Origin of the sequence: Xanthobacter versatilis (assembly GCF_043193975.1) — a bacterium.
Taxonomy (GTDB): Bacteria; Pseudomonadota; Alphaproteobacteria; order Rhizobiales; family Xanthobacteraceae; genus Xanthobacter; species Xanthobacter autotrophicus_E.
Genome location: NZ_JBAFVB010000013.1, coordinates 107,206 through 129,488, shown reverse-complemented (window position 1 = coordinate 129,488; position 22,283 = coordinate 107,206). Strand labels below are relative to the sequence as shown.

General features: G+C 66.9%; 19 protein-coding genes and 1 tRNA gene. 4 read left to right on the top strand and 16 right to left on the bottom strand.

The features are described 5' to 3' along the window. The first annotated feature begins 116 nt into the window (after positions 1 to 116). Positions 117 to 335: a helix-turn-helix domain-containing protein gene (locus V5F66_RS20515; protein ID WP_394094625.1), complete on the top strand. Its 219-nt coding sequence runs from the start codon at positions 117 to 119 to the stop codon at positions 333 to 335. A gap of 59 nt (positions 336 to 394) precedes the next feature. Here the strand turns inward: V5F66_RS20515 and V5F66_RS20510 are convergent, their stop codons facing one another. The 10 genes from V5F66_RS20510 to V5F66_RS20465 form a co-directional block, all read right to left on the bottom strand. Beyond that, positions 395 to 721: a DUF736 domain-containing protein gene (locus V5F66_RS20510; protein WP_041576006.1), complete on the bottom strand. Its 327-nt coding sequence runs from the start codon at positions 719 to 721 to the stop codon at positions 395 to 397. 580 nt (positions 722 to 1,301) lie between these two features. Continuing rightward, positions 1,302 to 1,583, bottom strand: a complete 282-nt coding sequence (locus V5F66_RS20505; RefSeq protein WP_394094624.1) for a hypothetical protein — start codon at positions 1,581 to 1,583, stop codon at positions 1,302 to 1,304. A 127-nt stretch (positions 1,584 to 1,710) separates the two neighbouring features. After that, positions 1,711 to 1,878: a hypothetical protein gene (locus V5F66_RS20500; protein ID WP_394094623.1), complete on the bottom strand. Its 168-nt coding sequence runs from the start codon at positions 1,876 to 1,878 to the stop codon at positions 1,711 to 1,713. A gap of 331 nt (positions 1,879 to 2,209) precedes the next feature. Next, complete coding sequence (locus tag V5F66_RS20495; protein ID WP_394094622.1) at positions 2,210 to 3,751, bottom strand: Fic family protein; 1,542 nt, start codon at positions 3,749 to 3,751, stop codon at positions 2,210 to 2,212. Positions 3,752 to 3,884: 133 nt separating this feature from the next. Next, positions 3,885 to 4,808, bottom strand: coding sequence for a DUF2493 domain-containing protein (locus tag V5F66_RS20490; protein ID WP_394094621.1), 924 nt, complete (start codon positions 4,806 to 4,808; stop codon positions 3,885 to 3,887). A 338-nt stretch (positions 4,809 to 5,146) separates the two neighbouring features. After that, a complete protein-coding gene (locus tag V5F66_RS20485; RefSeq protein ID WP_394094620.1) occupies positions 5,147 to 6,184 on the bottom strand; it encodes a DUF7146 domain-containing protein in 1,038 nt (345 codons plus the stop codon). Between the two features lie 91 nt (positions 6,185 to 6,275). Further along, complete coding sequence (locus tag V5F66_RS20480) at positions 6,276 to 8,339, bottom strand: ParB/RepB/Spo0J family partition protein (RefSeq protein ID WP_394094619.1); 2,064 nt, start codon at positions 8,337 to 8,339, stop codon at positions 6,276 to 6,278. Positions 8,340 to 8,513: 174 nt separating this feature from the next. Then, positions 8,514 to 9,710, bottom strand: a complete 1,197-nt coding sequence (locus tag V5F66_RS20475) for a DUF932 domain-containing protein (protein ID WP_394094618.1) — start codon at positions 9,708 to 9,710, stop codon at positions 8,514 to 8,516. A gap of 317 nt (positions 9,711 to 10,027) precedes the next feature. After that, positions 10,028 to 10,102 (bottom strand) — tRNA-Gly (locus V5F66_RS20470). A gap of 161 nt (positions 10,103 to 10,263) precedes the next feature. Continuing rightward, entirely contained in the window at positions 10,264 to 10,752 is a 489-nt protein-coding gene (locus V5F66_RS20465; RefSeq protein ID WP_012115447.1) for a cupin domain-containing protein, read from the bottom strand. A gap of 112 nt (positions 10,753 to 10,864) precedes the next feature. On the opposite strand from V5F66_RS20465, the gene ettA reads away from it, so the two are divergent. The 3 genes from ettA (at position 10,865) to V5F66_RS20450 (ending at position 14,637) form a co-directional block, all read left to right on the top strand. Then, positions 10,865 to 12,520 carry an energy-dependent translational throttle protein EttA gene (ettA, locus tag V5F66_RS20460; protein WP_012115448.1) on the top strand — a complete coding sequence of 552 codons (1,656 nt, stop codon included), beginning with the start codon at positions 10,865 to 10,867 and terminating at the stop codon, positions 12,518 to 12,520. A 291-nt stretch (positions 12,521 to 12,811) separates the two neighbouring features. Continuing rightward, on the top strand, positions 12,812 to 13,588 hold the full coding sequence (gene pcaD / locus V5F66_RS20455; RefSeq protein ID WP_394094617.1) for a 3-oxoadipate enol-lactonase: 777 nt from the start codon (positions 12,812 to 12,814) through the stop codon (positions 13,586 to 13,588). Positions 13,589 to 13,665: 77 nt separating this feature from the next. Then, entirely contained in the window at positions 13,666 to 14,637 is a 972-nt protein-coding gene (locus V5F66_RS20450; protein ID WP_394094616.1) for a cation diffusion facilitator family transporter, read from the top strand. A gap of 55 nt (positions 14,638 to 14,692) precedes the next feature. On the opposite strand, the gene V5F66_RS20445 is transcribed toward V5F66_RS20450, so the two are convergent. The 6 genes from V5F66_RS20445 to V5F66_RS20420 form a co-directional block, all read right to left on the bottom strand. After that, a complete protein-coding gene (locus V5F66_RS20445; protein ID WP_138399889.1) occupies positions 14,693 to 14,923 on the bottom strand; it encodes a formate dehydrogenase subunit delta in 231 nt (76 codons plus the stop codon). Beyond that, positions 14,913 to 15,791 (bottom strand): formate dehydrogenase accessory sulfurtransferase FdhD, encoded by an 879-nt coding sequence (fdhD, locus tag V5F66_RS20440; RefSeq protein WP_394094615.1) that lies wholly within the window; start codon positions 15,789 to 15,791, stop codon positions 14,913 to 14,915. Before fdhD ends, V5F66_RS20445 begins: the two co-directional genes overlap by 11 nt. A 155-nt stretch (positions 15,792 to 15,946) precedes the next feature. Continuing rightward, positions 15,947 to 18,787, bottom strand: a complete 2,841-nt coding sequence (gene fdhF / locus V5F66_RS20435) for a formate dehydrogenase subunit alpha (protein ID WP_394094614.1) — start codon at positions 18,785 to 18,787, stop codon at positions 15,947 to 15,949. A gap of 13 nt (positions 18,788 to 18,800) precedes the next feature. Next, positions 18,801 to 20,363, bottom strand: a complete 1,563-nt coding sequence (locus V5F66_RS20430; protein ID WP_394049885.1) for a formate dehydrogenase beta subunit — start codon at positions 20,361 to 20,363, stop codon at positions 18,801 to 18,803. Continuing rightward, a complete protein-coding gene (locus tag V5F66_RS20425) occupies positions 20,363 to 20,857 on the bottom strand; it encodes a formate dehydrogenase subunit gamma (protein ID WP_049775982.1) in 495 nt (164 codons plus the stop codon). The genes V5F66_RS20430 and V5F66_RS20425 overlap by 1 nt, the downstream gene beginning before the upstream one ends. A gap of 270 nt (positions 20,858 to 21,127) precedes the next feature. Next, positions 21,128 to 22,057: a LysR family transcriptional regulator gene (locus V5F66_RS20420; RefSeq protein WP_012115457.1), complete on the bottom strand. Its 930-nt coding sequence runs from the start codon at positions 22,055 to 22,057 to the stop codon at positions 21,128 to 21,130. Between the last annotated feature and the right edge of the window lie 226 nt (positions 22,058 to 22,283).

Sequence of the window (22,283 nt, the reverse complement as noted above, 5' to 3'; positions counted from 1 at the left end):
CGGGCCTCTCGGTGATCAATTTGCATCGGCATTGCCGCCGTCTAACCCGCTAGGGCCGCTTGATTACATATTATAGTTGATAAGCCCAAAGGGTGTAAATTGCGATCCGTCTGCGCATGGATATGCGCAAGCTGGTCGGCCGGAACTTCGCTCGCCTGCGTCAGGAGAAAGGCCTGACGCAGGAGGATGTCGAGGCGCGCTCCGGTTTCAGCCAACAGTATATCAGCGGCCTCGAGCGTGGCCGGCGCAATCCGACAGTCATCACCCTCTACGAGCTGGCTCAGGCGCTGGGCGTCAGCCACGTCGAGCTGGTGCGTCCGGACGGCAAGGACTGACCGGTGAACCCCGGGGTTAGGAAGGCCCCGGCTTCATCAGCTGGGGCCTTGTGCGAGGCTCACTCGCCGCGCCGCCCGCTGGGGCGGGACCAGATGAGGCTGAAGGTGTCAGCGTCCTCGTCGTCGAAGAGGTTGGCGTAGATCGGGGCGTTGAAGCTCGGATCGTCGAGCTTGAGGCCCAGATAGTCGCGGCCTTCGCTGGAGCGCTTGGACCAGGCGGCGCCGATTTCGATCCGGCCCACCAGGACCCGGTGGCTGGGAGCATTCTCGCCGTTGGTCCGCAGGTCCGGGACGATGCGCACGCCCTTGGCCTGGACGCTGAGGGTGACGATCTCGCCGGTGAACTCGTTCGCGCCGGTCTTCTTGAAGGTGCCGATGGTGGCCATGGTAAATCTCCGTCTTCCGTTTCCGAGCCCGCACCGTTGCGGCCTCGATGGCGATCGGAAGGCCGCGGGCGACCGACGCCGCACCCCGCCGGGGCCCCGTCTGACGGGGTGGCTCAGGGGCCGCAGCGCAGCGGAGGATGGTGCAAAAGCGGCTTTCTTGCCGCGCGAGGAATGGGCGATCCGGGACCCCGAAGGGGTGGTCGCCCAGGGGAAGAAAGTCGCGATGCGCCGTTGCGGCTCAGGCGGTCGAGGCGAAGCCGTCCCGCGGCCAGATCCGCCCATCAGAGAGGCCGCATGAAGCGCGCGATGACGGAGGGCTGACGGAGAGGATGGCCGTCGAGGTGGCCGAAAAGAGCGGGCACGAAAATTCGGCTTGCATCCCCGTAGCTTATGGCGTGGGGAGCTTGCCTTGCCGTCCACACGCTGTACCGGTCGCTTCCGATGCCGGGAGATTGGGGGCGTCGTTGGGATGCCGCTTGTCGCTTGCTTCGGCTGGGGAAGCGTCGCAGGGCGCCGGCGCTATCGCGTTTCACCGCCCTCGCTGCATTGGCTCCAAGACGAGGTGAATCGCCCTTCCGAGCTACTGGTACTCTCCCGGGCGCTGAGCCAGAACGTGCGAAAGAGACCCGGCTGTTTGGGCGGGCGCCGGTACCCTCGTGATCCGCTTGAACGCCGCGATGCCAACCGCCACCGCGCCCATCCCGGCGAACGCGGCGCCAATGCTGCCCGCACCGCTCTGGTAGGCCCAGCCCGCGGCCGTGAATCCGACCATGAACAGGAGCGCCAGGGCGGCGAGCTCGAACAGCAACCAGCAGACGAGGCCCGCAGCGACACAGGTGGAGATGATGATGGGAACGAGCATTGTGGTGGCTCCGCGAGGGTAAGGCGGTCGCGCCTCCACCACCACGGCGCGATCACCAGCATAGCAAGGGAAGATGGCTGGCGGAATCCCTGCAAGGGGGATGCTCGGGACTTCCGCGCTCCCTCCGCTATCTGGCGAAGGGGTCGATCTCACGGATGATCTGCGCGGCGTCACCGTCGAATTCGTCGGCCGGCACGATCGAGAGGCTGCCGTCGCCCGCGCGAAAGATCACGATGACGACCATCAGGGTCTTGGCAAGGCTGAGGGCGAAGGCCTGTGCATCGGTGAAGGACATGGGGTCCGGCTCCTGTTCGAAGCGGAGGACCATCCCCCGCTGACAGGCGCCGGATGGGTCCGGCCGTGGGCCGCAATCACCGCGACGGCGAAGCGGGAGCGGCGGCACGCCGTGCGTAGCCGACCCCTTGAGGGTTGATGGCACTAGGCCCTCGGCCGGCACCTAAGGATCTGCGCAGGAAAGCGGGGGTGGACCGTCGCCCTACTGGGAGCCGGGTCAGAGACGGACCGATGTGTTTGCAGGAGAAGCTTGCGGCTTGCTCAGACCAGGCATATCCAGCGCATCCCCGCGTGGCCCTTCGGAATGACCTCACCCGTCCGGATGACGGCGTTCACTGAGCCGATAGCTCCGTAAAGATGGCCTCGATGTGGGCAGCTTCCTCGTCGGTCAGCGCGGCGAACTCCCTGTCCCGCGCCCGCTTCGACACGCGGCCCCCGTTCTGGCGCAGAAAGCGGAAGAGGAGGTCGAGCAGCCGGTCGGGCATGTCGACGAGGCCCTGCACGCGGGCCTTGAACTGGTCGTAGGTCCTGAGAAATGCGGTCTCGGCCGGCAGCTCCACGTCGATGGTGCGTGCCACGCACGCGAACAGGAACTCGGCATGGGGCGTGGCATCGAAATAGCGGTAAAAGTCCGCGGTGTCGTTCAGCACCTCCACATTGCCCTGCGCGGTTGGGCGCCAGCGCACGAGGGGCAGCAGCCGGCGCGAATAGGTCTCCAGCACCTGCCGGTAGGCATCGATCCGCTCGAGGATGACGGCGGACACAGGGAAGACCAGCCCCGGCGGATTGAAGCCCCGCTCCGCCAGCACATGGTGGATCAGATAGCGATGAAGGCGCCCGTTCCCGTCCTCGAACGGATGGATATAGACAAAACCGAAGGCGAGGATCGCGGCGGCGAGCACGGGATCGAGGGACAGCGCCGCGCCGCGGTCGAACGCCGTCAGGCCGCCGACCAGCGCGGCGAGGTCCTCGGGCCGCGCGCTGATGTGGTCGGGGATGGGGGTCCCGCTCACGCGATCATGCTCGCCGACGAACCCGCCTTCCGTACGAAGGCCGAGATGCACGAACCGCGTGTCTCCGATGACGATGCGTTGCAACCGTTCCAGTTCCGCCTCGTCGATGGGCCGCCGGCCGGCCTCGCCGATCACCTGTCCCCAGCGTTGGATACGATCCTGCGGCGGGGTCTCCCCCTCGATGGCGAAGCTCGACCGGGAATCCTTGAGCAGCAGGAAGGCCGCGGTACGGGCGAGGAGATCGGCCGGCACCTCGGCGACGAGACGGCGGGCCTCATCAGCGAGACCACGCGCGACGAACGCATCGAGCGTCGGCGTGCGGAAGACCATCGGGCAGAAGGCCGGCGTGCCCGGCAGGTTGTTCTTCACCCGGTGGCGGGGCGAGAGGACGCTGTCCGCCGCCCATTGCCGGTCGGGATCGACCACGAGGGCGTAGCTGCCCCGGGTCGCGTCGGGCAGGTCGAGCCGCTGGTCGAGCAGCCATTCGTAGAGGAACCAGATCCGCCGCGCATAGGCGCCGGTCGGGGCGGCGCGCACCATGTCGGCGATGGCCTGAGGGCCCGTCGCGCGGAACAGGGCCTTGAGAATGGCGAGGTCCAGTCCTTCATAGCGCAGGGCGAAGGTGAGGTGCCCGCCGAGCGTGGCTTCCGGCTGGTGGCGTGGCGTATAGAGGTGCCAGCCATCAGCCTGATAGATCCTGTGCCTTGGCCCGATGGCAGCAAGCGTGAGGGGCACCGGAACGGCGAGCCCATAGGCATCGATGAGCGCCGCATAGCCAACCGGAATCGCGGCCTCGGGCAGCCAGCGCCCATGAAGGACGCTGACGCTTCCCGAAAACGGCTTGCACTGCCTTGGCTCCATGAATCTCAATGCCGAATTATGAATTTTGGTCTTTTAGCACGAGTCTCGTGAAAAATGATAACGAGTGCTGCTTTTCCTCGAAAAGGGCGGACACAATATGAAATCCGATTCCGGAGTTGGGGAACGGCAGCGCTCATGCGCCGCCCGACCCGAAGCGATAGACCGGGATGCCGAGCTCGCGGGCCTTGTCGGCGAGATTGTCCTGGATGCCCGTGCCGGGGAAGATGATGACCCCGATGGGCATGACGGAGAGCATCTGATCGTTGCGCTTGAAGGGGGCGGCCTTGGCGTGCCGTGTCCAATCCGGCTTGAAGGCGACCTGTGGCACCTTGCGGGCATCGGCCCAGCAGGCGGCAATCCTTTCGGCACCCTTGGGTGAGCCGCCGTGGAGCAGCACCATGTCGGGGTGCTTGTAATGCACCTGGTCGAGCTTGGCCCAGATGCGCGTGTGATCGGCCGTGTCGCCGCCGGAGAAGGCGATTTTGGCGCCCGGAGGCATCAGTACCTCGGTCTCCGCACGCCTGCGGGCGGCGAGGAAATCGCGGCTATCGATAAGGGCGGCGGTGAGGTGCCGGTGGTTCACCAGCGACCCGGAGCGGGGGCGCCAGGCTGATCCGGTGTGGCGCTCGAAGATGTCGGCGGCTTCGTAGCGCATCAACTCGAAGGCGTCGCGGCGGTCAAGAAGGCTCTGGCCCTCGGCGATGAGGCGCTCCAGTTCCACTGAGCGCACCTCGCTGCCGTCCTGCTCCTGCTGGCTGCGGCGTTGGCTTTGCTCATTGTCGTCGAGAGCGCCCGAGATATGGCCAGCGGCACGGTGGAAGAGATGGACCGTCGACCACAGGAGACCGGGAAGCTCGGGCTCCAGGCGGGTATCCTGAAGCGTCGCGATGAGCGCATCGAAGATGTCGGCGATGGCGCCGGTGATGCGGTCGGCCTCGGGAAGCGGCCGGGAATCGGGCTCGTCCTCGAAGGGATGGTAGCCATAGAGCTGAAGTTCCTGCAGCAGGTGATCGGTGGGAGAAGAGGCGTGGCGGGGTTCGTCGTGCTCGGCGCTCATGGGATGCTCCGTCGGTTGGACCGCAGCCTTGCGGCCTTCATGGCGACGAAGCTGGCGGGCGGGACGGACCTGCACCCCGCGGGAAGCGCGGGGCCGGAGCGTAGCGGAGGATGGCGGAGGCCGGCGATTTTGCTTCGCGATGGAAAGGCGCGTGTCTGGGCCCCGCGACGCTTGCGTCGTGGGAAACACCGCCGCCGGAAAATCGTCGGCGGCAGCCATTGCCGGGCCAGAACGGCTGCTGGCCGATCGCCCTCTGGAAGGCCGGCGTACGGTCCTCTCTGATGACGGGCAGCAATTATGCGCAGGGTGAGAGAATTCCTGTTCCTCCGCGCTCCAGATTACGGGCGGAGCACCATGAAGCGACCGACGTCCTCGGGAGCCAACTGGCATCGGAGTTCCGCTCGCACCCTATCGACGCCAAAGGCGCGCAGATCCTCGTTGAAGTCGCCGAGCGCTGGCGAGAGCACGATGGCCTCGATCGTGGCCGCATTCGCTCGTGCAATCAGACTGTCTTGCGCTTTGTCGCCAGCTGAATCGGTGTCCCGGACGATGTAGAGCCGGCGCAGGCCGGGTGGGAAGGCGACGACAGCAAGGTGTGCGGCCGAGAGCGCCGCTGCCATGGGGAGGCTGGGCAGCGCCGTGCGCAGGGAGAGAATGGTCTCGATGCCCTCTCCGGCGGCCATCACATCGTCAGCCCCGCCGAAGCGAACGGCGTGCCCCAGCAGGTGTCCCATGGCGCGCCGGGGCGTGGTGAGGGCCGCCTTGTCCGACCCGTTCGGAGCGAGCCATGTCCGATGTACGCCCGTGATCCGCCCTCTGAGATCGGTGACGGCCGCGACCATAGCTGGCAGGGGCTGAATGGGCTCGTGTGGATCCGGGCGGTAATAGCAGCGCGGGTGAAACCGCAGGCTTCCGGTTTCGTGCAAGGCCGTGATGCCGCGGTTCTGCAGATACGTCTCCACGATCGTGCCCGGAACAGGCTCTGAGGCGGCGAAGAGCCGTCGTGCAGAGGGGGCCGGATCACGTGAGAAACACTGCTTTCCGCCATGGGGAGCTTCCGCGTCTCGTGAGATTGGTGGAAGGCGCAGAAATGCTTGAGCCTCAGCGAGCACGTCGGCGAAGCTGGACAGGCCCTGGCTCTCCCGGATCACGTCGAGGAGATCACCGTGCTCTCCCGTCGCTGCATCGGTCCATTTGCCGGCCGGGCCATGCGCGCTGTCTCGCAGCCGCACGAACATGGAGCGACCGGGCGCATTGCGGACATCTCCCACCTGCCAATAGTGACCCTGCCGCCGGCCTGCGGAGAGATAATGGCGGCAGATAGCCTCTGCCTGCCGCCCTAGCCGCCGGGCGAGGTCGTGTGCAGCATCCGACATGGGGGACGCTCCAACAGAATGGCCCGCCGTCCAGACCACGCGACAGGGGGAGCGCGGGGCCACGGGCGGAGGGCCAGGTTGCCCGGGAGGATTATTCGGCAGCGATCGAGGAGGAGATCGCTTCGGGCTCCTCAGTGTCGGCGAGGTCCTCGCTGTCGGCCATGGCCGTTTCGCCGTCCTTCTCCGCCGTTTCTTCGCCGGCGGTGTCGGACGGTTGGGTCCGCAGCGCCTCCGGGAGCCAGCCGCTGTCGGCAAGGAGGGCTTCTGCCTCCCGCGCCATGTCGCCCTTCTTGAGGTGGGCGATCCGCTCGGCTGCACGTCCCCCCTTCGCCTCGGTCACCGCCTGCAGGATGCGGGCCTTGGTGACCCGGCCCAGGAAGGTGTCGACGGTGGGCCTCCACCTGGCCGCCGCCATATCGAGCGACACCGCCTGCGCCAGCCGGTCGGCATGGGCGAAGGCGCGGGGACGCCGGTTCCACGCCTCGTGCACCCCATTGACCGAGAGGCTCACCACATGGGCGAACAGTGCGGCCCGGCTGTCGAGGTCCCACCCGCTCAAGGTGTCCCACAGCGTACCCGGCTCCTTGGGCAGAGTCTTGGCCCAGCTCTCATGCCGGACACGAATGGCCTCGGCCGAGACGCTGTCGTTGAGGCCTGGCGCCTGAGCGTTGAACGAGACGCTCTTGAGATCGAGCTCAAGGCAGCTGTCCGAGCCATAGGCGTAGAATGCCTTCAGCGTGAGGGCGTGGACTGCGGCAAGGAAGGCGATGTCAGGCTGCTCACCGAGCGCATGGCGCAGGCCGAGCGTCCGATGGGTGGTCAGCTCCGTGAGCAGCCGGTCGGAGATCGGCGTGAGGCCGTCTTCTTCCTCGGGCTCTGCACGAGCAGCGGACGATGCCGCCTCCTCGCGAGGTCCCGAAGGCGCATATGTGTCACCATCGATCTCGATCGAAGGGTCATGGTCCTCTTCGACCGGCACCTCGTCCTCCGGGCGGACAAAACCCCGTTCCACCCGCAGCTTTCCATCCAGTGCGATGCTGACGAAGGCTCCGGCCCGGACAACCTCCGCCGGATCGAACAAGAGGGGCCGCGTCTCGAAGGCCTCCAGCATCGCCTCGAGTTCCTCGAGCCGCGCGTCGACCTCTTCGGGAAGCTCGTCGACATCGGCATGTTCTTCGGACAGACGATCGTATTCCCCCTGGGCGGCTTCCCGCGCAGCCTCTTCCTCGTCGGTCAGCGGCGCGAGCTCGCCCCGCAGCTGGCGCAGGCCGTAGGTGTGGCCATAGGCGAAGTCCGGAGCGACCTCGATCCACTTCCAGCCTTCGCTCCGGATCACGTCGGCCTCAGCGGCGAGCTTCTCCGCCACCATCCGGTCGACGAGCGGCACATCCTGTAGCCAGCCGCCGTCGTCCCCCTGGAACAGGTCGCGCAGCACGGTGCCGCCTGCCGTCTCATAGGCCTCGATGCCGATGAATCGGGCCCGCTTGTCGGATGCCCGGACCGCACCCTCCGTCAGCATGCGCCGGATGGCATAGGGCTGCTTGTCGTAAGCCTGGGCGAGACGGTCCAGCACCTGCTCCTGCCGCTCATGGTCGCCCGATACGGTGAAGGCCATGAGCTGGTCGAGGGTGAGACCATCCTCGGCATAGGTGTCGAGGAGCTTCGGGGAAAGCGATGCAAGCTTCAGCCGCTGCTTCACCACCGCGGCCGAGACGAAGAAGACGGCCGCGATCTCCTCCTCGGACTGGCCCTTCTCGCGCAAGGCGAGAAAGGCGCGGAACTGGTCGAGGGGATGAAGCGGAGCCCGCTGGACATTCTCGGCGAGGGAATCCTCCTCGGCGATGCCGCCCTCACGGACAATGCACGGCACCGAGGCCGTCTTGGCGAGATGCTTGCGCTTCACCAGCAGTTCCAGCGCCCGATAGCGCCGCCCGCCGGCCGGGATCTCGTACATGCCGGTCTCGACGCCGTCCGCATCGACGACGGCGCGGACATTGAGGCCCTGGAGCAGCCCCCGCCGGGCGATATCCTCGGCGAGTTCCTCGATGGAGATGCCGGCCTTGACCCGGCGGACGTTGGACTGGCTCAAGACCAGCTTGTTGAAGGGGATGTCGCGGGACGACGAAAGGGTGATCTTCTGAACAGCCGTGGCCATTGGATGCTTCTCCGCGACGGGCGGCCGGAGAACCTCTCTCTCAACCTCGAACCCGTCACGAAGCACGGCGCCGCCCTCTTCCTCTGAGGACGGCGCCGCAGAACCGACGATCCGGAATGCCGGGACAACACGAAGCCGGAGACACGACATTCCGCATCTCCGGCTTTGCGGATCTCAGGCGGCCCTGTCGAGGAGCTTCTTCGCCCGCGCCTCCAGATCTAGGCGGGCATCCTGGTGCGGCTTGTCCCGGGCCACAGCCGTGATGCCTTGGACGAAGTCGAAGATGCTCTCGGGCTTGCGGCCCTCCTCGGCGAGCACGGTCTCGATCACCTTCTGCGTCTCCGCCTTGGAGAAGCCCCTGCGGCGCAGGAACTCGGTGCGGTCCTCGTCGGTGCGCGCCACGATGCGCTCGCGTGCGGCCTTGATGCCGTTGACGAAGAGCATGGGGGAGGAATTGGCGAAGCACTCGAGGGCGGGCGCCGCCTGATGGGCAAAACGGGACGCGGCATACTTCGAGTGGCGGATGGTGATCTCCTCGAAATCCTCCACGCCCCACAGGTTCCGGTTCTGGCACACGGCCCGCAGATAGAAGCTGGCGATGCCGAGCGTCTTGGCGCCCACCTCCGAGTTCCAGCAATAGAAGCCGCGGAAGAAGAGATCGGGGGAGCCGTCCGGCAGGCGCCCTGCCTCAATAGGATTGAGGTCGTCCACCAGGAACAGGAAGACATCGCGGTCCGAGGCGTAGAGGGTGGTGGTGTCCCTGGAGATGTCGACGCGGGGATTGTAGATGCCGGTCGACCAGTCAAGCTCGCCCGGCACCTTCCAGCGGGTGTCACCGGTGCCGTTGCCGGCGATACGCCGCACGGCGTCCACCAGCTCATGGTCGTGGATGCGGCCATAGTCGGGCCCGGTGACGGCCCGGAGTTCGACGCGGCCGTCCTCCACCTCCAACGTCTTCACCTGCTGGGCGCGGTGAGAGATCAGACCATGCTGCAGGTTGATGCCGGCAAGCGCTGCTGGGAGCTGTCGCAGGTAGGCGGCCGGAGCGCTGATGAGGCTCGCGAGCTGGCCGAAGCTCCAGTGGGTGGGGGCAACGGGAGCATCCGCCCCCGGCAGCGCGAGCATCAGCCGCTCCGGCATCTCCCGGCTTGCCTCGACGCGGATGGCGGCGCTCTCTACAGTCCGCGTCCGACTCCGGTCGGACCGCCCGCGCACCGTGTCGTACAACTCCGACAGACACAGGAAGCGCTCGTCCGCCGGCCGGGAGAACCACTCCGACGACACGCGCCCATTCCTCTCGCCGCGGCTCGCGTCGACCCTATACCCGCCCGCTGCACCGCGATGCCCATCCAGAACCTGAACCTCAGTCATGGGACCAAACTCCACGACAGGCGCCAGAAGCCTCTCTCCCGGCCTTCAACCCGTCACGGAATTCCGGTCCAACCTCTCACTCTCGACGGGCGACTGGGTGCGTCCCATGAGCGGGGGAGGCCATCTGCCGAGCAGTCTCACCGCCCCGTCCGGCCTGTCGCTGGCCACCTGGAGCAGGACGTTCGCCTACGCTGGAGCGCGCCACGGCTGTGCCTGACGCGCTTACCGTGTGCTTACCGAATGGGCCAAGCCGTGTCCGGTAAGCAGAAAACGCCCCGAAGGGCGCGTACTAAGCATCTGATTTTCTTGAGAGAAACTGGAGCGGGCGATGGGATTCGAACCCACGACCCCAACCTTGGCAAGGTTGTGCTCTACCCCTGAGCTACACCCGCATCCATCTCGCCGGCGGCACCTCAGTGCGTCGCGGCGGTGCGTTCGTATGCCAAAACCCCACGCAGAATGCAACAGGCATCACTCCAACTTGTCCACAGGCTTCGTGGGTGGCCTGTCGCAATTCCGGAAAAGGTGAGAAAAAGTAGGTGGTTAGCAGAAGTCATTCGCGGTGGATGGGGTCGATCCACTTCACCGCCTCCGGCTTCTCGGCCGGCTCGATGTCGAGATTCACCACCACCGGATCCTGTCCCGAGCGCACCAGAACGCATTCGAGAGTCTCGTCGGGGGAGGCGTTGATCTCCTGGTGGGGCACATAGGGCGGTACGAAGATGAAGTCGCCGGGGCCGGCCTCGGCCACATATTCCAGGTGCTCGCCCCAGCGCATGCGCGCCCGGCCCTTAACCACGTAGATGATGCTCTCCAGGTCGCCATGGTGGTGGGCGCCGGTCTTTGCGTCCGGATGGATGTGCACCGTGCCGGCCCAGATCTTCTCCGCCCCGGCCCGCGCGTGGTTGATGGCGGTGGCCCGGTTCATGCCGGGGGTCTGGGCGGTGTTGGGATCGAGGCTGTCGCCGGGGATCACCTTCACCCCGTGGGTGCGCCAGTCGATCTTGCCGTGTCCGTCGTCGTGGGAATGATCCGCGCCCATCTTGTCCTCCCTGTCGCCCAGGGCCCTTGAGGCCCCATTCCCTTGCCGCGCCGCCGCGCGAGGGCTAGAACGGCGCCAACTCAACGCATCCCTTTTCAGGAGACGGCGGCTCATGGCGCCCTATCAGTATGCCTATCATATGCACGGCATGACCAAGGCCTATCCGGGCGGCAAGAAGGTGCTCGACAACGTGCACCTGTCTTTCTACCCGGACGCCAAGATCGGCGTGCTCGGCAACAACGGCGCCGGCAAGTCGACCCTGCTGCGCATCATGGCCGGCATGGACAAGGATTTCACCGGCGAGGCGCGTCCGGCCGAGGGCGTGCGCGTGGGCTACCTGCCGCAGGAGCCCCATCTCGATCCCGAGAAGACCGTGCGCCAGAATGTCGAGGACGGCGTGGCCAAGCAGAAGGCCATCATGGAGCGCTACAACGAGCTCGCCATGAACTACTCGGACGAGACCGCCGACGAGATGACCCGCCTGCAGGACGAGATCGAGGCCCAGGGCCTGTGGGATCTCGACAGCAAGGTGGAGCAGGCCATGAACGCGCTCGGCTGCCCGCCGGACGACTGGGAGGTGACCCGCCTCTCCGGCGGCGAGCGGCGCCGCGTGGCCCTGTGCCGGCTGCTGCTGGAGCAGCCCGAGCTGCTGCTGCTCGACGAGCCCACCAACCATCTGGACGCCGAGACGGTGAATTGGCTGGAAGGCCATCTGCGCACCTATCCGGGCGCCATCCTGATCGTCACCCATGATCGCTACTTCCTCGACAATGTCACCGGCTGGATCCTGGAGCTGGATCGCGGCCGGGGCATTCCCTACGAGGGCAATTATTCGTCCTGGCTCGGCCAGAAGCAGAAGCGCCTGCAGCAGGAGGGCCGCGAGGACGAGGCCCGCCAGCGCGCCCTCGCCCGCGAGCAGGAGTGGATCGGCGCCAGCCCCAAGGCGCGGCAGGCCAAGAACAAGGCCCGCATCCAGCGCTATGACGAACTGGTGGCCAAGGCTTCCGAGCGGCAGCCCTCGGCGACCGAGATCGTCATCCCGGTGGCCGAGCGCCTCGGTCAGAACGTCATCGCCTTCGATCATCTCAGCAAGTCGTTCGGCGACAAGATGCTGATCGACGACCTGTCGTTCAAGCTGCCGCCGGGCGGCATCGTGGGCGTCATCGGGCCGAACGGCGCGGGCAAGACCACGCTGTTCCGCATGATCACGGGCCAGGAGAAGCCGGACGGCGGCACCATCGAGATCGGCGAGAGCGTGAAGCTCGGCTATGTGGACCAGAGCCGCGACGCGCTGGATGACAAGAAGACCGTGTGGGAGGAAATCTCCGACGGCAACGAGGTGATCTACGTCGGCAAGCGGGAGATCCCCTCGCGCGCCTATTGCGCGGCCTTCAACTTCAAGGGCGGCGACCAGCAGAAGAAGGTGGGCATGCTCTCGGGCGGCGAGCGCAACCGCGTGCACCTCGCCAAGGTGCTCCAGCGCGGCGGCAATGTGCTGCTGCTCGACGAGCCCACCAACGACCTCGACGTGGAAACCCTGCGCGCCCTGGAAGAGGCGCTGGAGGATTATGCCGGCTGCGCCGTCATCATCTCCCATGACCGCTTCTTCCTGGACCGCATCGCCACCCACATGCTGGCCTTCGAGGGCGACAGCCACGTGGAGTGGTTCGAGGGCAACTTCGCCGACTACGAGGAAGACAAGAAGCGCCGCCTGGGCATCGACTCGGTCATCCCGAAGCGCATCCAGTACAAGAAGTTTTCGAGGTGAGGGGAGGGGGAGATCAACTGATCTCCCCCTCTTTATGATTGCTCGTCACCGCTGAATTTACTTTTCGGTTGTTGGTAAAGCGGTGGGCGAGGTGGCTGCCTCGGCTGATCCCAGGCGGGCGCCCAACGATCCGGCGTTGGGCTCCACGACGAGGCTGCGGCGGGTGTGGTGGCACACGGTCTTTAACGTGCACATCCGGCCCATCGGCGCCTCCGCTTTCGACGCCCCCTTGCACCGCCCCCCAAACGCGCTAAACCTTCTCTGGCATATTGAATCCAGAAGAGGTGCGCGGTGCCGCTCATCGATCTGTCCGGGGAGCGTTTCCAGGTGGAGGTTTCGGGGCCGGAGGGGGCGCCGCCGCTTGTGCTGTCCCATTCGCTGGGCTGCACGCTGAATATGTGGGACGAGGTGGTGCCGCTGTTCGCCCGCACCCGCCGGGTCATCCGCTATGACGCCCGCGGCCATGGGGCGAGCGCGGCGCCCGATCAGGTCTATGCCATGGGCGACCTCGGCCGCGACGTGCTGGCCATCCTCGACCGGCTGGGCCTCGCGCAGGCGGATTTCTGCGGCCTGTCGCTGGGCGGCATGGTGGGGCAGTGGCTGGCGCTGAACGCGCCCCAGCGCCTGACGCGGCTGGTGCTGTCCAACACCACCGCCCATGCCGGCCCGCCCCGCTTCTGGGACCAGCGCATCAAGGCGGTGCGCCGCGACGGCGTGGAGCCCATTGCGGATTCCGTCATCGACAGCTGGTTCACGCCGGAGTTCCGCGCCACGGCGCCGGCGCGGGTGGCCTCGGTGCGGGCCATGGTGACGGGCACCAGCCCCGCCGGCTACATGGGCACCAGCGCCGCCATGCGCGACATGGATTTCCGCTACGACCTCAAGGCCGTCCGCACCCAGACGCTGGTGATCGTCTCGGACGGCGACCGCTCCACGCCGCCGGCCTGGGGCGAGGCCATCGCCGCCGCCATTCCCGGTGCAAAGCTGGCGCGGCTGCCGGGCGGCCACCTCTCCGCCATCGAGCAGCCGGACGCGTTCGTGCGCACGGTGGACGGCTTCCTGGGCTGACATCCGGCCGACATCCTGGCCGGTGACATTCGTGCGCGCCTATGGAACATGCGCGGCGGATGGACCGGGAGGACAGGATGGCGACGCCGGAGACCGGGACCCAGCATCACGACCATGATCACGACGACCACGGTCATGGCGCGCATGGTCATTCAGACCACGGCCACAGCCATGCGGTGCCGGATTCCCTGCGCGCCTTCGCCATCGGCGCCGGGCTGAATTTCGGCTTCGTCCTCGTCGAGGTGATCTTCGGCCTCTATGCCGGCTCCCTCGCGCTGCTGGCCGACGCCGGGCACAATCTCTCCGACGTGCTCGGCCTGCTGCTGGCCTGGGGCGCGGCCTGGCTGTCGCGGCGGGCGCCGACACGGCTGCGTACCTATGGCTACGGGCGCTCATCCATCCTCGCGGCGCTGGCCAATGCCATGATCCTGCTGCTGGGCACCGGCGGCATCATCCTTGAGGCCATCTCGCGCCTGTCGCAGCCTGAGCCAGTGCAGACCGGCATCGTCATGGTGGTGGCCCTGGTGGGCGTCGCGGTGAACATGGGTACGGCGCTGATGTTCATGGCCGGCCGCAAGGGCGATCTCAACGTGCGAGGGGCCTTCATCCACATGGTGGCGGATGGCGCCATCTCGCTGGGGGTGGTGGCGGCGGCCGGCGTGATCGCGCTCACCGGCTGGCTGTGGCTCGACCCGCTGGTGTCGCTGGTGATCGCGGTGGCCATCATCGCCGGCACCTGGGGCCTGCTGCGCGACAGCGTCAACCTCGCCATGGACATGGTGCCCACCGGCATCGATCCCGAACAGGTCGAAGCCTTCCTCGCCGCCCGTCCCGGGGTGAGCGAGGTGCACGACCTGCACATCTGGGGGCTCTCGACCACATCGGTGGCGCTCTCGGCCCATCTGGTGCGGCCGGGCGCTGAACTCGACGACGATTTCCTCAGCGAGACCTGCGCAGAACTCAGGGCGCGCTTTGGCATCGCCCATCCTGTGCTGCAGGTCGAGGAGGGGCGCATGGCGTGCGCCCTGGCCCCGCGGGATGTGGTGTGATCAGGCGTACTTGGCCGTGTCCGTAGTTTTCTCGCTCACGCGCCGCGTGGGCTGGTCAGGCGGCTTTGGCCGCCTGGAGGCCTTCCAGCGCTTCCTTGGCGATGGGCGAGAGGCCCTCGCCGCCATGGGCGATGTGCTCGGCGATCTTGGAGCGCATGCGCGGGTCCCAGAACTTCTGGATGTGGATGCGCGTGGCCTCCACGGCCTCCGCGTGCTTCTGCGCCGAGAAGGCGGTGGCGATCTGGTTCGCCATGTAGACGAGCTTTTCAGCAGTGCTATGCGACATGGTTCTGCCGTTCCGGTGAAGGGAGGGCGATGCGCCCGGGATGGGTGAAGATCTCGAAGCCGTCCTGCCGCACGATGGCGCACAGGGTAATGCCCGCCGCGTCGGCGGTGCGGATGGCGAGCGATGTCGGCGCCGAGACGGCTGCAATGACGCCCACGCCCAACACCGCCGCTTTCTGAACCATCTCGATGGAGACGCGGCTGGTTAGCAGCAGCAGGCCGCGCGCGGCATCGAAGCCGGCCTCCGCCGCCTTGCCCACCAGCTTGTCGAGGGCATTGTGCCGGCCCACGTCCTCGGCCAGGGCGAGGATGCCGCGGCCGGGTTCGAAATAGGCCGCCGCATGCACCGCGCGGGTCTCATGGTTGAGGCTCTGGAGCGGGCCGAGTGCGGCCATGGCGTCGAGCAGCGTCGCCGGGGAGAAGTGGGTGTCCGCCGTCACCAGCGCCGCCGGCTTCACCGCCTCGGCAAGGCTCTCCACCCCGCACAGGCCGCAGCCAGTGGGCCCGGCCAGCGCCCGGCGCCGGGCGGAGAGATGCTTCATCTTCTCTTCGGCGATCCACATGCGGGCCTCGATGCCCTCGTCCACCACGATCACCTCGCGGGAGAGGATCTCGGCAGGCGAGGCGACGATGCCCTCGGTGAGGGCGAAGCCAAGGGCGAAGTCGGCGATGTCGGTCGGGCTCGCCATCATCACCGCATGGGTGGTGCCGTTGAAGGTGAGGGCGACCGGCACTTCCTCGGGCACTGCCCGCTCGCCCCTGGAAACCGCGCCGTCCCGCACCTGCACGCGCTCCACCCGCCGCGCCGGGGGCGGGGCGGGGAGGGCGGTGTCCTGCGTCAGCGCGCAGGTGGAGGCGGTGTCGGTCATCTCAAGTTTTCACATGGGAGCGGAGAGTGGGTTCCGGAAGGGATGTCAGCTGCCTTAGTCGTCAGGCCCGGCCATGACGGTTTGAACTGAAGCGCCCCTTACACCAACCCCAGCCCTCCCCCGCAAGCGGGAGAGGGGGAGCGTGGGCGCTTGCCTCACTCCGCAGCTTCTGCGGCGATGCGGCGGGAGGTGCGCGAGAGGTTCTCGTAGTCCTCCTGCCACTGGGTGGGGCCGTTGGAGGGCGAAACCTGCACGGCGGTCACCTTGTATTCCGGGCAGTTGGTAGCCCAGTCGGAATAGTCGGTGGTGACCACGTTGGCCTGCGTCACCGGATGGTGGAAGGTGGTGTACACCACCCCCGGCGCCACCCGATCCGATATCACCGCGCGCAGCGAGGTGGAGCCCGCCCGGCTGTCCAGCTTCACGAAATCGCCGTCGCGGATGCCGCGGTTCTCGGCGTCATGGGCATGGATTTCCAGCACGTCCTCCGGATGCCAGGCCACGTTCGCGGTACGCCGCGTCTGGGCACCCACATTGTACTGGCTGAGGATGCGGCCGGTGGTGAGCAGCAGCGGGAAGCGCGGCCCGGTCTTCTCGTCGGTGGGCACGTATTCGGTGAGGACGAACTTGCCCTTGCCGCGCACGAAGCCGCCAATGTGCATGATGGGCGTGCCTTCCGGCGCGCTGTCGTTGCACGGCCACTGCACCGATCCCAGCTCGTCGAGCTTGGCATAGTTCACGCCCGCGAAGGTGGGGGTGAGCGCCGCGATCTCGTCCATGATCTGAGACGGGTGGGTGTAATTCATGGGGAAGCCCAGCGCGTTGGCGAGGAGCTGGGTGACCTCCCAGTCGGCATAGCCGTTCTTCGGCGCCATCACCTTGCGGATGCGCTGGATGCGGCGCTCGGCATTGGTGAAGGTGCCGTCCTTCTCGAGGAACGAGCAGCCGGGGAGGAAGACGTGGGCGTAGTTCGCCGTCTCGTTCAGGAACAGGTCCTGCACGATCAGGCATTCAAGACCGGCAAGGCCCGCCGAGACGTGCTTGGTGTCGGGGTCGGACTGGAGGATGTCCTCGCCCTGCACGTAGAGGCCCTTGAACGTGCCATCCACCGCCGCGTCGAACATGTTGGGAATGCGCAGGCCCGGCTCGTCGTCCAGCGGCACGCCCCACAGCGCCTCGAAGGTCGAGCGGGTAGCATCGTCGGAGACGTGGCGGTAGCCCGGCAGCTCGTGCGGGAACGAGCCCATGTCGCACGAGCCCTGCACGTTGTTCTGGCCGCGCAGCGGGTTCACGCCCACGCCGTTGCGGCCCACGTTGCCGGTGGCCATGGCGAGGTTGGCGATGGCCATCACCGTGGTGGAGCCCTGCGAATGCTCGGTGACGCCGAGGCCGTAATAGATCGACCCGTTGCCGCCGGTGGCATAGAGCCGGGCCGCGCCGCGCACCAGGGCCGGATCGACGCCGGTGTACTTCTCCACCGCTTCCGGCGAGTGGCGCTCGTCGGCGACGAAGGCGGCCCAGTCCTGGAACTCGTCCCAGTCGCAGCGTTCGCCCACGAACTGCTCGTTCACCAGCCCCTCGGTGACGACCACATGGGCCAGCGCCGTGACGATGGCGACATTGGTGCCGGGCTTGAGCGGCAGGTGGTAGGCCGCCTCGATATGGGGCGAGCGCACGATGTCGGTGCGGCGCGGGTCCACCACGATCAGCTTCGCGCCTTCGCGCAGCCGCTTCTTCAGGCGCGAGCCGAACACCGGATGGCCGTCGGTGGGGTTGGCGCCGATGATCAGGACGACATCCGTCTCCTCGACGCTGTCGAAGTCCTGGGTGCCGGCGGAGGTGCCGTAGGTCTGGGAAAGGCCGTAGCCGGTGGGCGAGTGGCAGACGCGGGCGCAGGTGTCCACGTTGTTGTTGCCGAAGCCGCCGCGGATCAGCTTCTGGACGAGGTAGGTCTCCTCGTTGGTGCAGCGCGAGGAGGTGATGCCGCCCACCGCGCGCTTGCCGTACTTCTCCTGGATCCGCTTGAACTCGGAGGCGGCGTAGGCGATGGCCTCCTCATAGGTCACTTCCTTCCACGGCTCGTGGATGGAGGAGCGGATCATGGGCTTCAGGATGCGGTCCTGGTGGGTGGCGTAGCCATAGGCGAAGCGGCCCTTGACGCAGGAATGGCCACGGTTCGCCTTGCCGTCCTTGTAGGGCACCATGCGCACCAGCTCGTCGCCGCGCATCTCGGCCTTGAAGGTGCAGCCCACGCCGCAATAGGCGCAGGTGGTCACCACCGAATGCTCGGGGGTGCCGATGTCGTACATGGCCTTCTCGTTCAGCGTCGCCGTGGGGCAGGCCTGCACGCAGGCGCCGCAGGAGACGCATTCCGAGGTGAGGAAGGGCTCGTCCATGCCCGGCGACACCCGCGAGCCGAAGCCGCGGCCGGAGATGGTGAGCGCAAACGTGCCCTGCACTTCCTCGCAGGCGCGAACGCAGCGATTGCAGACGATGCACTTCGACTGCTCGTAGGTGAAGTACGGGTTGGACTCGTCCTTGCCGAGCTTGGTGTGGTTCTCGCCCTCATAGCCGTAGCGCACATCGCGCAGGCCCACCACGCCGGCCATGTCCTGCAGTTCGCAGTCGCCGTTGGCGGAGCAGGTAAGGCAGTCCAGCGGGTGGTCGGAGATGTAGAGCTCCATCACCCCCTTGCGGATCTGCTTCAGGCGCTCGGTCTGGGTCTTGACCACGATGCCTTCGGCCACCGGCGTGGTGCAGGACGCCGGGGTGCCGTTGCGGCCTTCGATTTCGATCAGGCAGAGCCGGCACGAACCGAAGCTCTCAAGCATGTCGGTGGCGCAGAGCTTGGGGATCTGGTTCCCCAGCTCCATGGCGGCGCGCATGATGGAGGTGCCCTCGGGCACCGTGACGCTCATGCCGTCGATGGTGAGGGAAACAAGCTTCTCGGACTTGGAAGCCGGCGTGCCGTAGTCGATTTCGTGAACGAGGGACATGGTGTTCCTCCAATTATTCTGCGGCGGCCGGCAGCTTCGGCGCGACGCCGAAGTCTTCCGGGAAATGATTGAGCGCGCTCAGCACCGGGTAGGGCGTGAAGCCGCCCAGCGCGCACAGGGAACCAAGCTTCATGGTGTGGCAAAGGTCCGTGAGCAGGGCGAGATTCTGCTCGCGCTTCTCGCCGGCGATCACCTTGTCGATGGTCTCGACGCCCCGGGTGGAGCCGATGCGGCAGGGCGTGCACTTGCCGCAGCTCTCGTGGGCGCAGAATTCCATGGCGAACTTCGCCATGTCGGCGAGGTCCGCCGTGTCGTCGAACACCACGAGGCCGCCGTGGCCGATTAGCGCGTCCTTGGCGGTGAATGCCTCATAGTCGAACGGGGTGTCGAACTGGTGGGTGGGCAGGTAGGCGCCCAGCGGCCCGCCGGCCTGCACCGCCTTCACCGGACGGCCGGACGCCGTGCCGCCGCCGATGTCATAGACCAGCTCTCCCAGCGGGATGCCGAAGGCGGTCTCGAACAGGCCGCCGAACTTGATGTTGCCGGCGATCTGGATCGGCATGGTGCCGCGCGAGCGGCCCATGCCGAAGTCACGGTAATACTTACCGCCCTTGTCCAGGATCACCGGCACGGTGGCCAGCGACACCAGGTTGTTGATGACGGTGGGCTTCTGGAACAGGCCCTTGTGGGCCGGCAGCGGCGGCTTGGCGCGCACCAGGCCGCGCTTGCCCTCGAGGCTTTCCAAAAGGGCGGTTTCCTCGCCGCACACATAGGCGCCGGCGCCCATGCGCATTTCCATGTCGAACGACAGGCCCGAGCCGAGGATGTTGTCGCCCAAAAGGCCCGCCTCGCGCGCCTTCTCGATGGCCTTTTCCATCACCACGAAGGCGAGGGGATATTCCGAGCGCGAGTAGACGTAGCCCTTGGTCGCCCCGACCGCGAGACCGGCGATGGTCATGCCTTCGATGAGGCAGAACGGGTCCGCCTCCATGATCAGGCGGTCGGCGAAGGTGCCCGAGTCGCCCTCGTCCGCGTTGCAGACGATGTAGCGCTGGTCGGCCGGGGCAGCGGCCACCGTGCGCCACTTGATCCCGGTGGGAAAGCCCGCGCCGCCGCGCCCGCGCAGGCCGCTTTCCACCACCTCTTCCACCGTGGCCGACGGGCCGAGCGTGATGGCGCGCTCCAGCCCACGATAGCCGCCGTGGGCCTTGTAATCGGTCAGCGACAGCGGATCGATGATGCCGATGCGGGCGAAGGTGAGCCGAGTCTGCTTCTTCAGGTACGGGATCTCGTCCACCACGCCGACGCACAGGGGGTGGTCCGCGCCATGGAGGATGCCGGCGTGAAGCAGGTCCTCGATATCCGAGGGCTTCACCGGGCCGTAGCCGATGCGGCCGCGCTCGGTTTCAACCTCGATGAGGGGTTCCAGCCAGAACAGGCCGCGCGAGCCGTTGCGGGTGATGTCGGCAGTGATGCCACGGGCCAGCAGCCCGGCTTCCAGCTTGCGCGCGACGCGGTCGGCGCCGCAGGCGACGGCAGTGGCGTCGTTCGGGACGAAGATGCGGGGGGATTTCATCAGGCGTCTCCGAAGCTCTTGCCGTTGGCGAAGCAGTCGGCGATCTCGTCGATGGCATCGCGGTCGAGGCGGCCCACCAGCTGGCCGTCCACCAGAGCGGACGGAGCGCAGGCGCACAGGCCCAGGCAATAGATGGGCTCCAGGGTCACCCGCCCGTCGGGGGAGGTCGAACCCATGTCCACGCCGAGCTTTTCCTCGACATACTGGGCGAGCGCCTTGCCGCCCACGGACTGGCAGGCCTCAGCGGCGCACAGCTTCACCACATGGCGACCGGGCGCCTCACGCCGGAAGTCGTGATAGAAGGTGAGGACGCCATAGACCTCGGCGCGCGAGAGGTTGAGGCTTTCGGCGATCATGGGCACCGCCGGGTCCGGCACGAAGCCGAACGTCTCCTGCAGGGCATGCAGGATGGGCATGGTGGCCCCTTCGAGATGCCGGTTCTCCGAGATCACCTGCGCTGCGCGCTCGGTGCTCCAATCCTCATAGACCGCCATGGACGTCTCGCTTTCCCAAAAGCCGTGAGGGCGCATTACCGCCGCTTCGTCTTGCTTATGGGAAAGTGTGTCACACCCGGCTCTCGGATCAAGCCAGCTGTGGGATGTTGCAATAGAACATCTCTATTAAATACGGAGGTACTTCGAGGCGCTTTGCCTGAATGAAAGGCTCCGCGCTGCGTCAATCGCGTCTGTCTGGGATGGTTCTTGGTATATTGATCGTGTTTTTCTATGCACGGGGCCGTGCTGTCGCAGTCGGCCCCGTCGGATTTATTGCATTGCAGCAATGGCCGGATCGGCGATACCGCTCTGCTCCAGCTTCGGCGCGATGCGGCGGGCTTCCGCCACCAGGGCGGCGGTGATGGGCGTGGTCGGCTCGCGGTGGGGCACCACCAGGCCGATGGAGTGGGAGATGTCCGGCTCCACGATGGGAATCGACCGCACCACCGAGGTCAGCCCCAGCGAATCCGCCAGCATGGCCGGCATCACGCTCGCCCACAGGCCGGTGCGCACATGGGTGAACAGCACGATCATGGAATTGGATTCGAGCGTCGGCTTGTGGCTGGCGCCGGCGGCGGCAAGCAGATTGTCCACGATGCGGCGGTTCTGCATGTCGGGGGTGAGCAGGGCGAGCTGGAGCTCGGCCACCTCCGCCCAGGTCACCGCGTCGCGCTCGCCGTAGCGGGACTGGGGCGAGGTGACGAGCCGGTAGCGCTCGCGATAGAGCGGCACCGTGTTCACCCGGCCCAGCGGCTCGTTGTCGAGATAGGTGAGGCCGGCGTCGATCTCCAGGTTTTCGAGATGGTTCAGGATCTCGATGGAGGTGCGGGAGATCACCGTGAAGCGAACGTCCGGATGGCGGGCGCGGAAGGGGGTGGTCAATGCTGCCACCATGGGCAGGGCGGTGGGAATGGCGGCGATGCGCAGCGGGCCGGCAAGGCCGCGCTTGAGCGCGTCGATGTCCTGCCGCATGGCCCGCGAATCGGCCACGATGCGCCGCGCCCATTCCAGCGTGCGCTCGCCCTCGGGCGTAAAGCCCATGAAGCGCGAGCCGCGCTGCACCAGCAGCACCCCCAGCGTGTCTTCCAGCTGCTTGATTCCGGCGGAAAGGGTGGGCTGCGTCACCCCGCAGGCTTCGCCGGCGCGGCCGAAGTGACGTTCCCGGGCGAGGGCGATCAGGTATTCAAGCTTATCGATCATGGCCCCATATCACGGAGACGGGGGGTGCCGCGCAAGGCGGCTGTGTTGCCGCAGCGCAGCGATCGCCGCCCGGGAACGGCCGCCGCCGGATGGGTGCGCTTGAATTTGCGGCCGGCAGGCCGCTTGGCTGTTGAGGCTCTGCATCGCGCTTGCGCCCGGGCGACTGGAAGCGGCGCCCGGGCAGGTGCGCTGTGCCCCGCGAGAACGTGCGCGTTCCCATCCATGC

Excerpts from the sequence above, each read along its gene's own strand:
- V5F66_RS20425 (WP_049775982.1), bottom strand. The coding sequence starts at position 20,857 with ATGGCGGTCTATGAGGATTGGAGCACCGAGCGCGCAGCGCAGGTGATC.
- V5F66_RS20505 (WP_394094624.1), bottom strand. The coding sequence starts at position 1,583 with ATGCTCGTTCCCATCATCATCTCCACCTGTGTCGCTGCGGGCCTCGTC.
- V5F66_RS20480 (WP_394094619.1), bottom strand. The coding sequence starts at position 8,339 with ATGGCCACGGCTGTTCAGAAGATCACCCTTTCGTCGTCCCGCGACATC.
- V5F66_RS20510 (WP_041576006.1), bottom strand. The coding sequence starts at position 721 with ATGGCCACCATCGGCACCTTCAAGAAGACCGGCGCGAACGAGTTCACC.
- V5F66_RS20465 (WP_012115447.1), bottom strand. The coding sequence starts at position 10,752 with ATGGGCGCGGATCATTCCCACGACGACGGACACGGCAAGATCGACTGG.
- V5F66_RS20450 (WP_394094616.1), top strand. The coding sequence starts at position 13,666 with ATGGCGACGCCGGAGACCGGGACCCAGCATCACGACCATGATCACGAC.
- V5F66_RS20490 (WP_394094621.1), bottom strand. The coding sequence starts at position 4,808 with ATGAGCGCCGAGCACGACGAACCCCGCCACGCCTCTTCTCCCACCGAT.
- fdhF (WP_394094614.1), bottom strand. The coding sequence starts at position 18,787 with ATGTCCCTCGTTCACGAAATCGACTACGGCACGCCGGCTTCCAAGTCC.
- V5F66_RS20500 (WP_394094623.1), bottom strand. The coding sequence starts at position 1,878 with ATGTCCTTCACCGATGCACAGGCCTTCGCCCTCAGCCTTGCCAAGACC.
- V5F66_RS20495 (WP_394094622.1), bottom strand. The coding sequence starts at position 3,751 with ATGGAGCCAAGGCAGTGCAAGCCGTTTTCGGGAAGCGTCAGCGTCCTT.
- V5F66_RS20445 (WP_138399889.1), bottom strand. The coding sequence starts at position 14,923 with ATGTCGCATAGCACTGCTGAAAAGCTCGTCTACATGGCGAACCAGATC.
- fdhD (WP_394094615.1), bottom strand. The coding sequence starts at position 15,791 with ATGACCGACACCGCCTCCACCTGCGCGCTGACGCAGGACACCGCCCTC.
- V5F66_RS20515 (WP_394094625.1), top strand. The coding sequence starts at position 117 with ATGGATATGCGCAAGCTGGTCGGCCGGAACTTCGCTCGCCTGCGTCAG.
- V5F66_RS20420 (WP_012115457.1), bottom strand. The coding sequence starts at position 22,057 with ATGATCGATAAGCTTGAATACCTGATCGCCCTCGCCCGGGAACGTCAC.
- ettA (WP_012115448.1), top strand. The coding sequence starts at position 10,865 with ATGGCGCCCTATCAGTATGCCTATCATATGCACGGCATGACCAAGGCC.
- V5F66_RS20485 (WP_394094620.1), bottom strand. The coding sequence starts at position 6,184 with ATGTCGGATGCTGCACACGACCTCGCCCGGCGGCTAGGGCGGCAGGCA.
- V5F66_RS20475 (WP_394094618.1), bottom strand. The coding sequence starts at position 9,710 with ATGACTGAGGTTCAGGTTCTGGATGGGCATCGCGGTGCAGCGGGCGGG.
- V5F66_RS20430 (WP_394049885.1), bottom strand. The coding sequence starts at position 20,363 with ATGAAATCCCCCCGCATCTTCGTCCCGAACGACGCCACTGCCGTCGCC.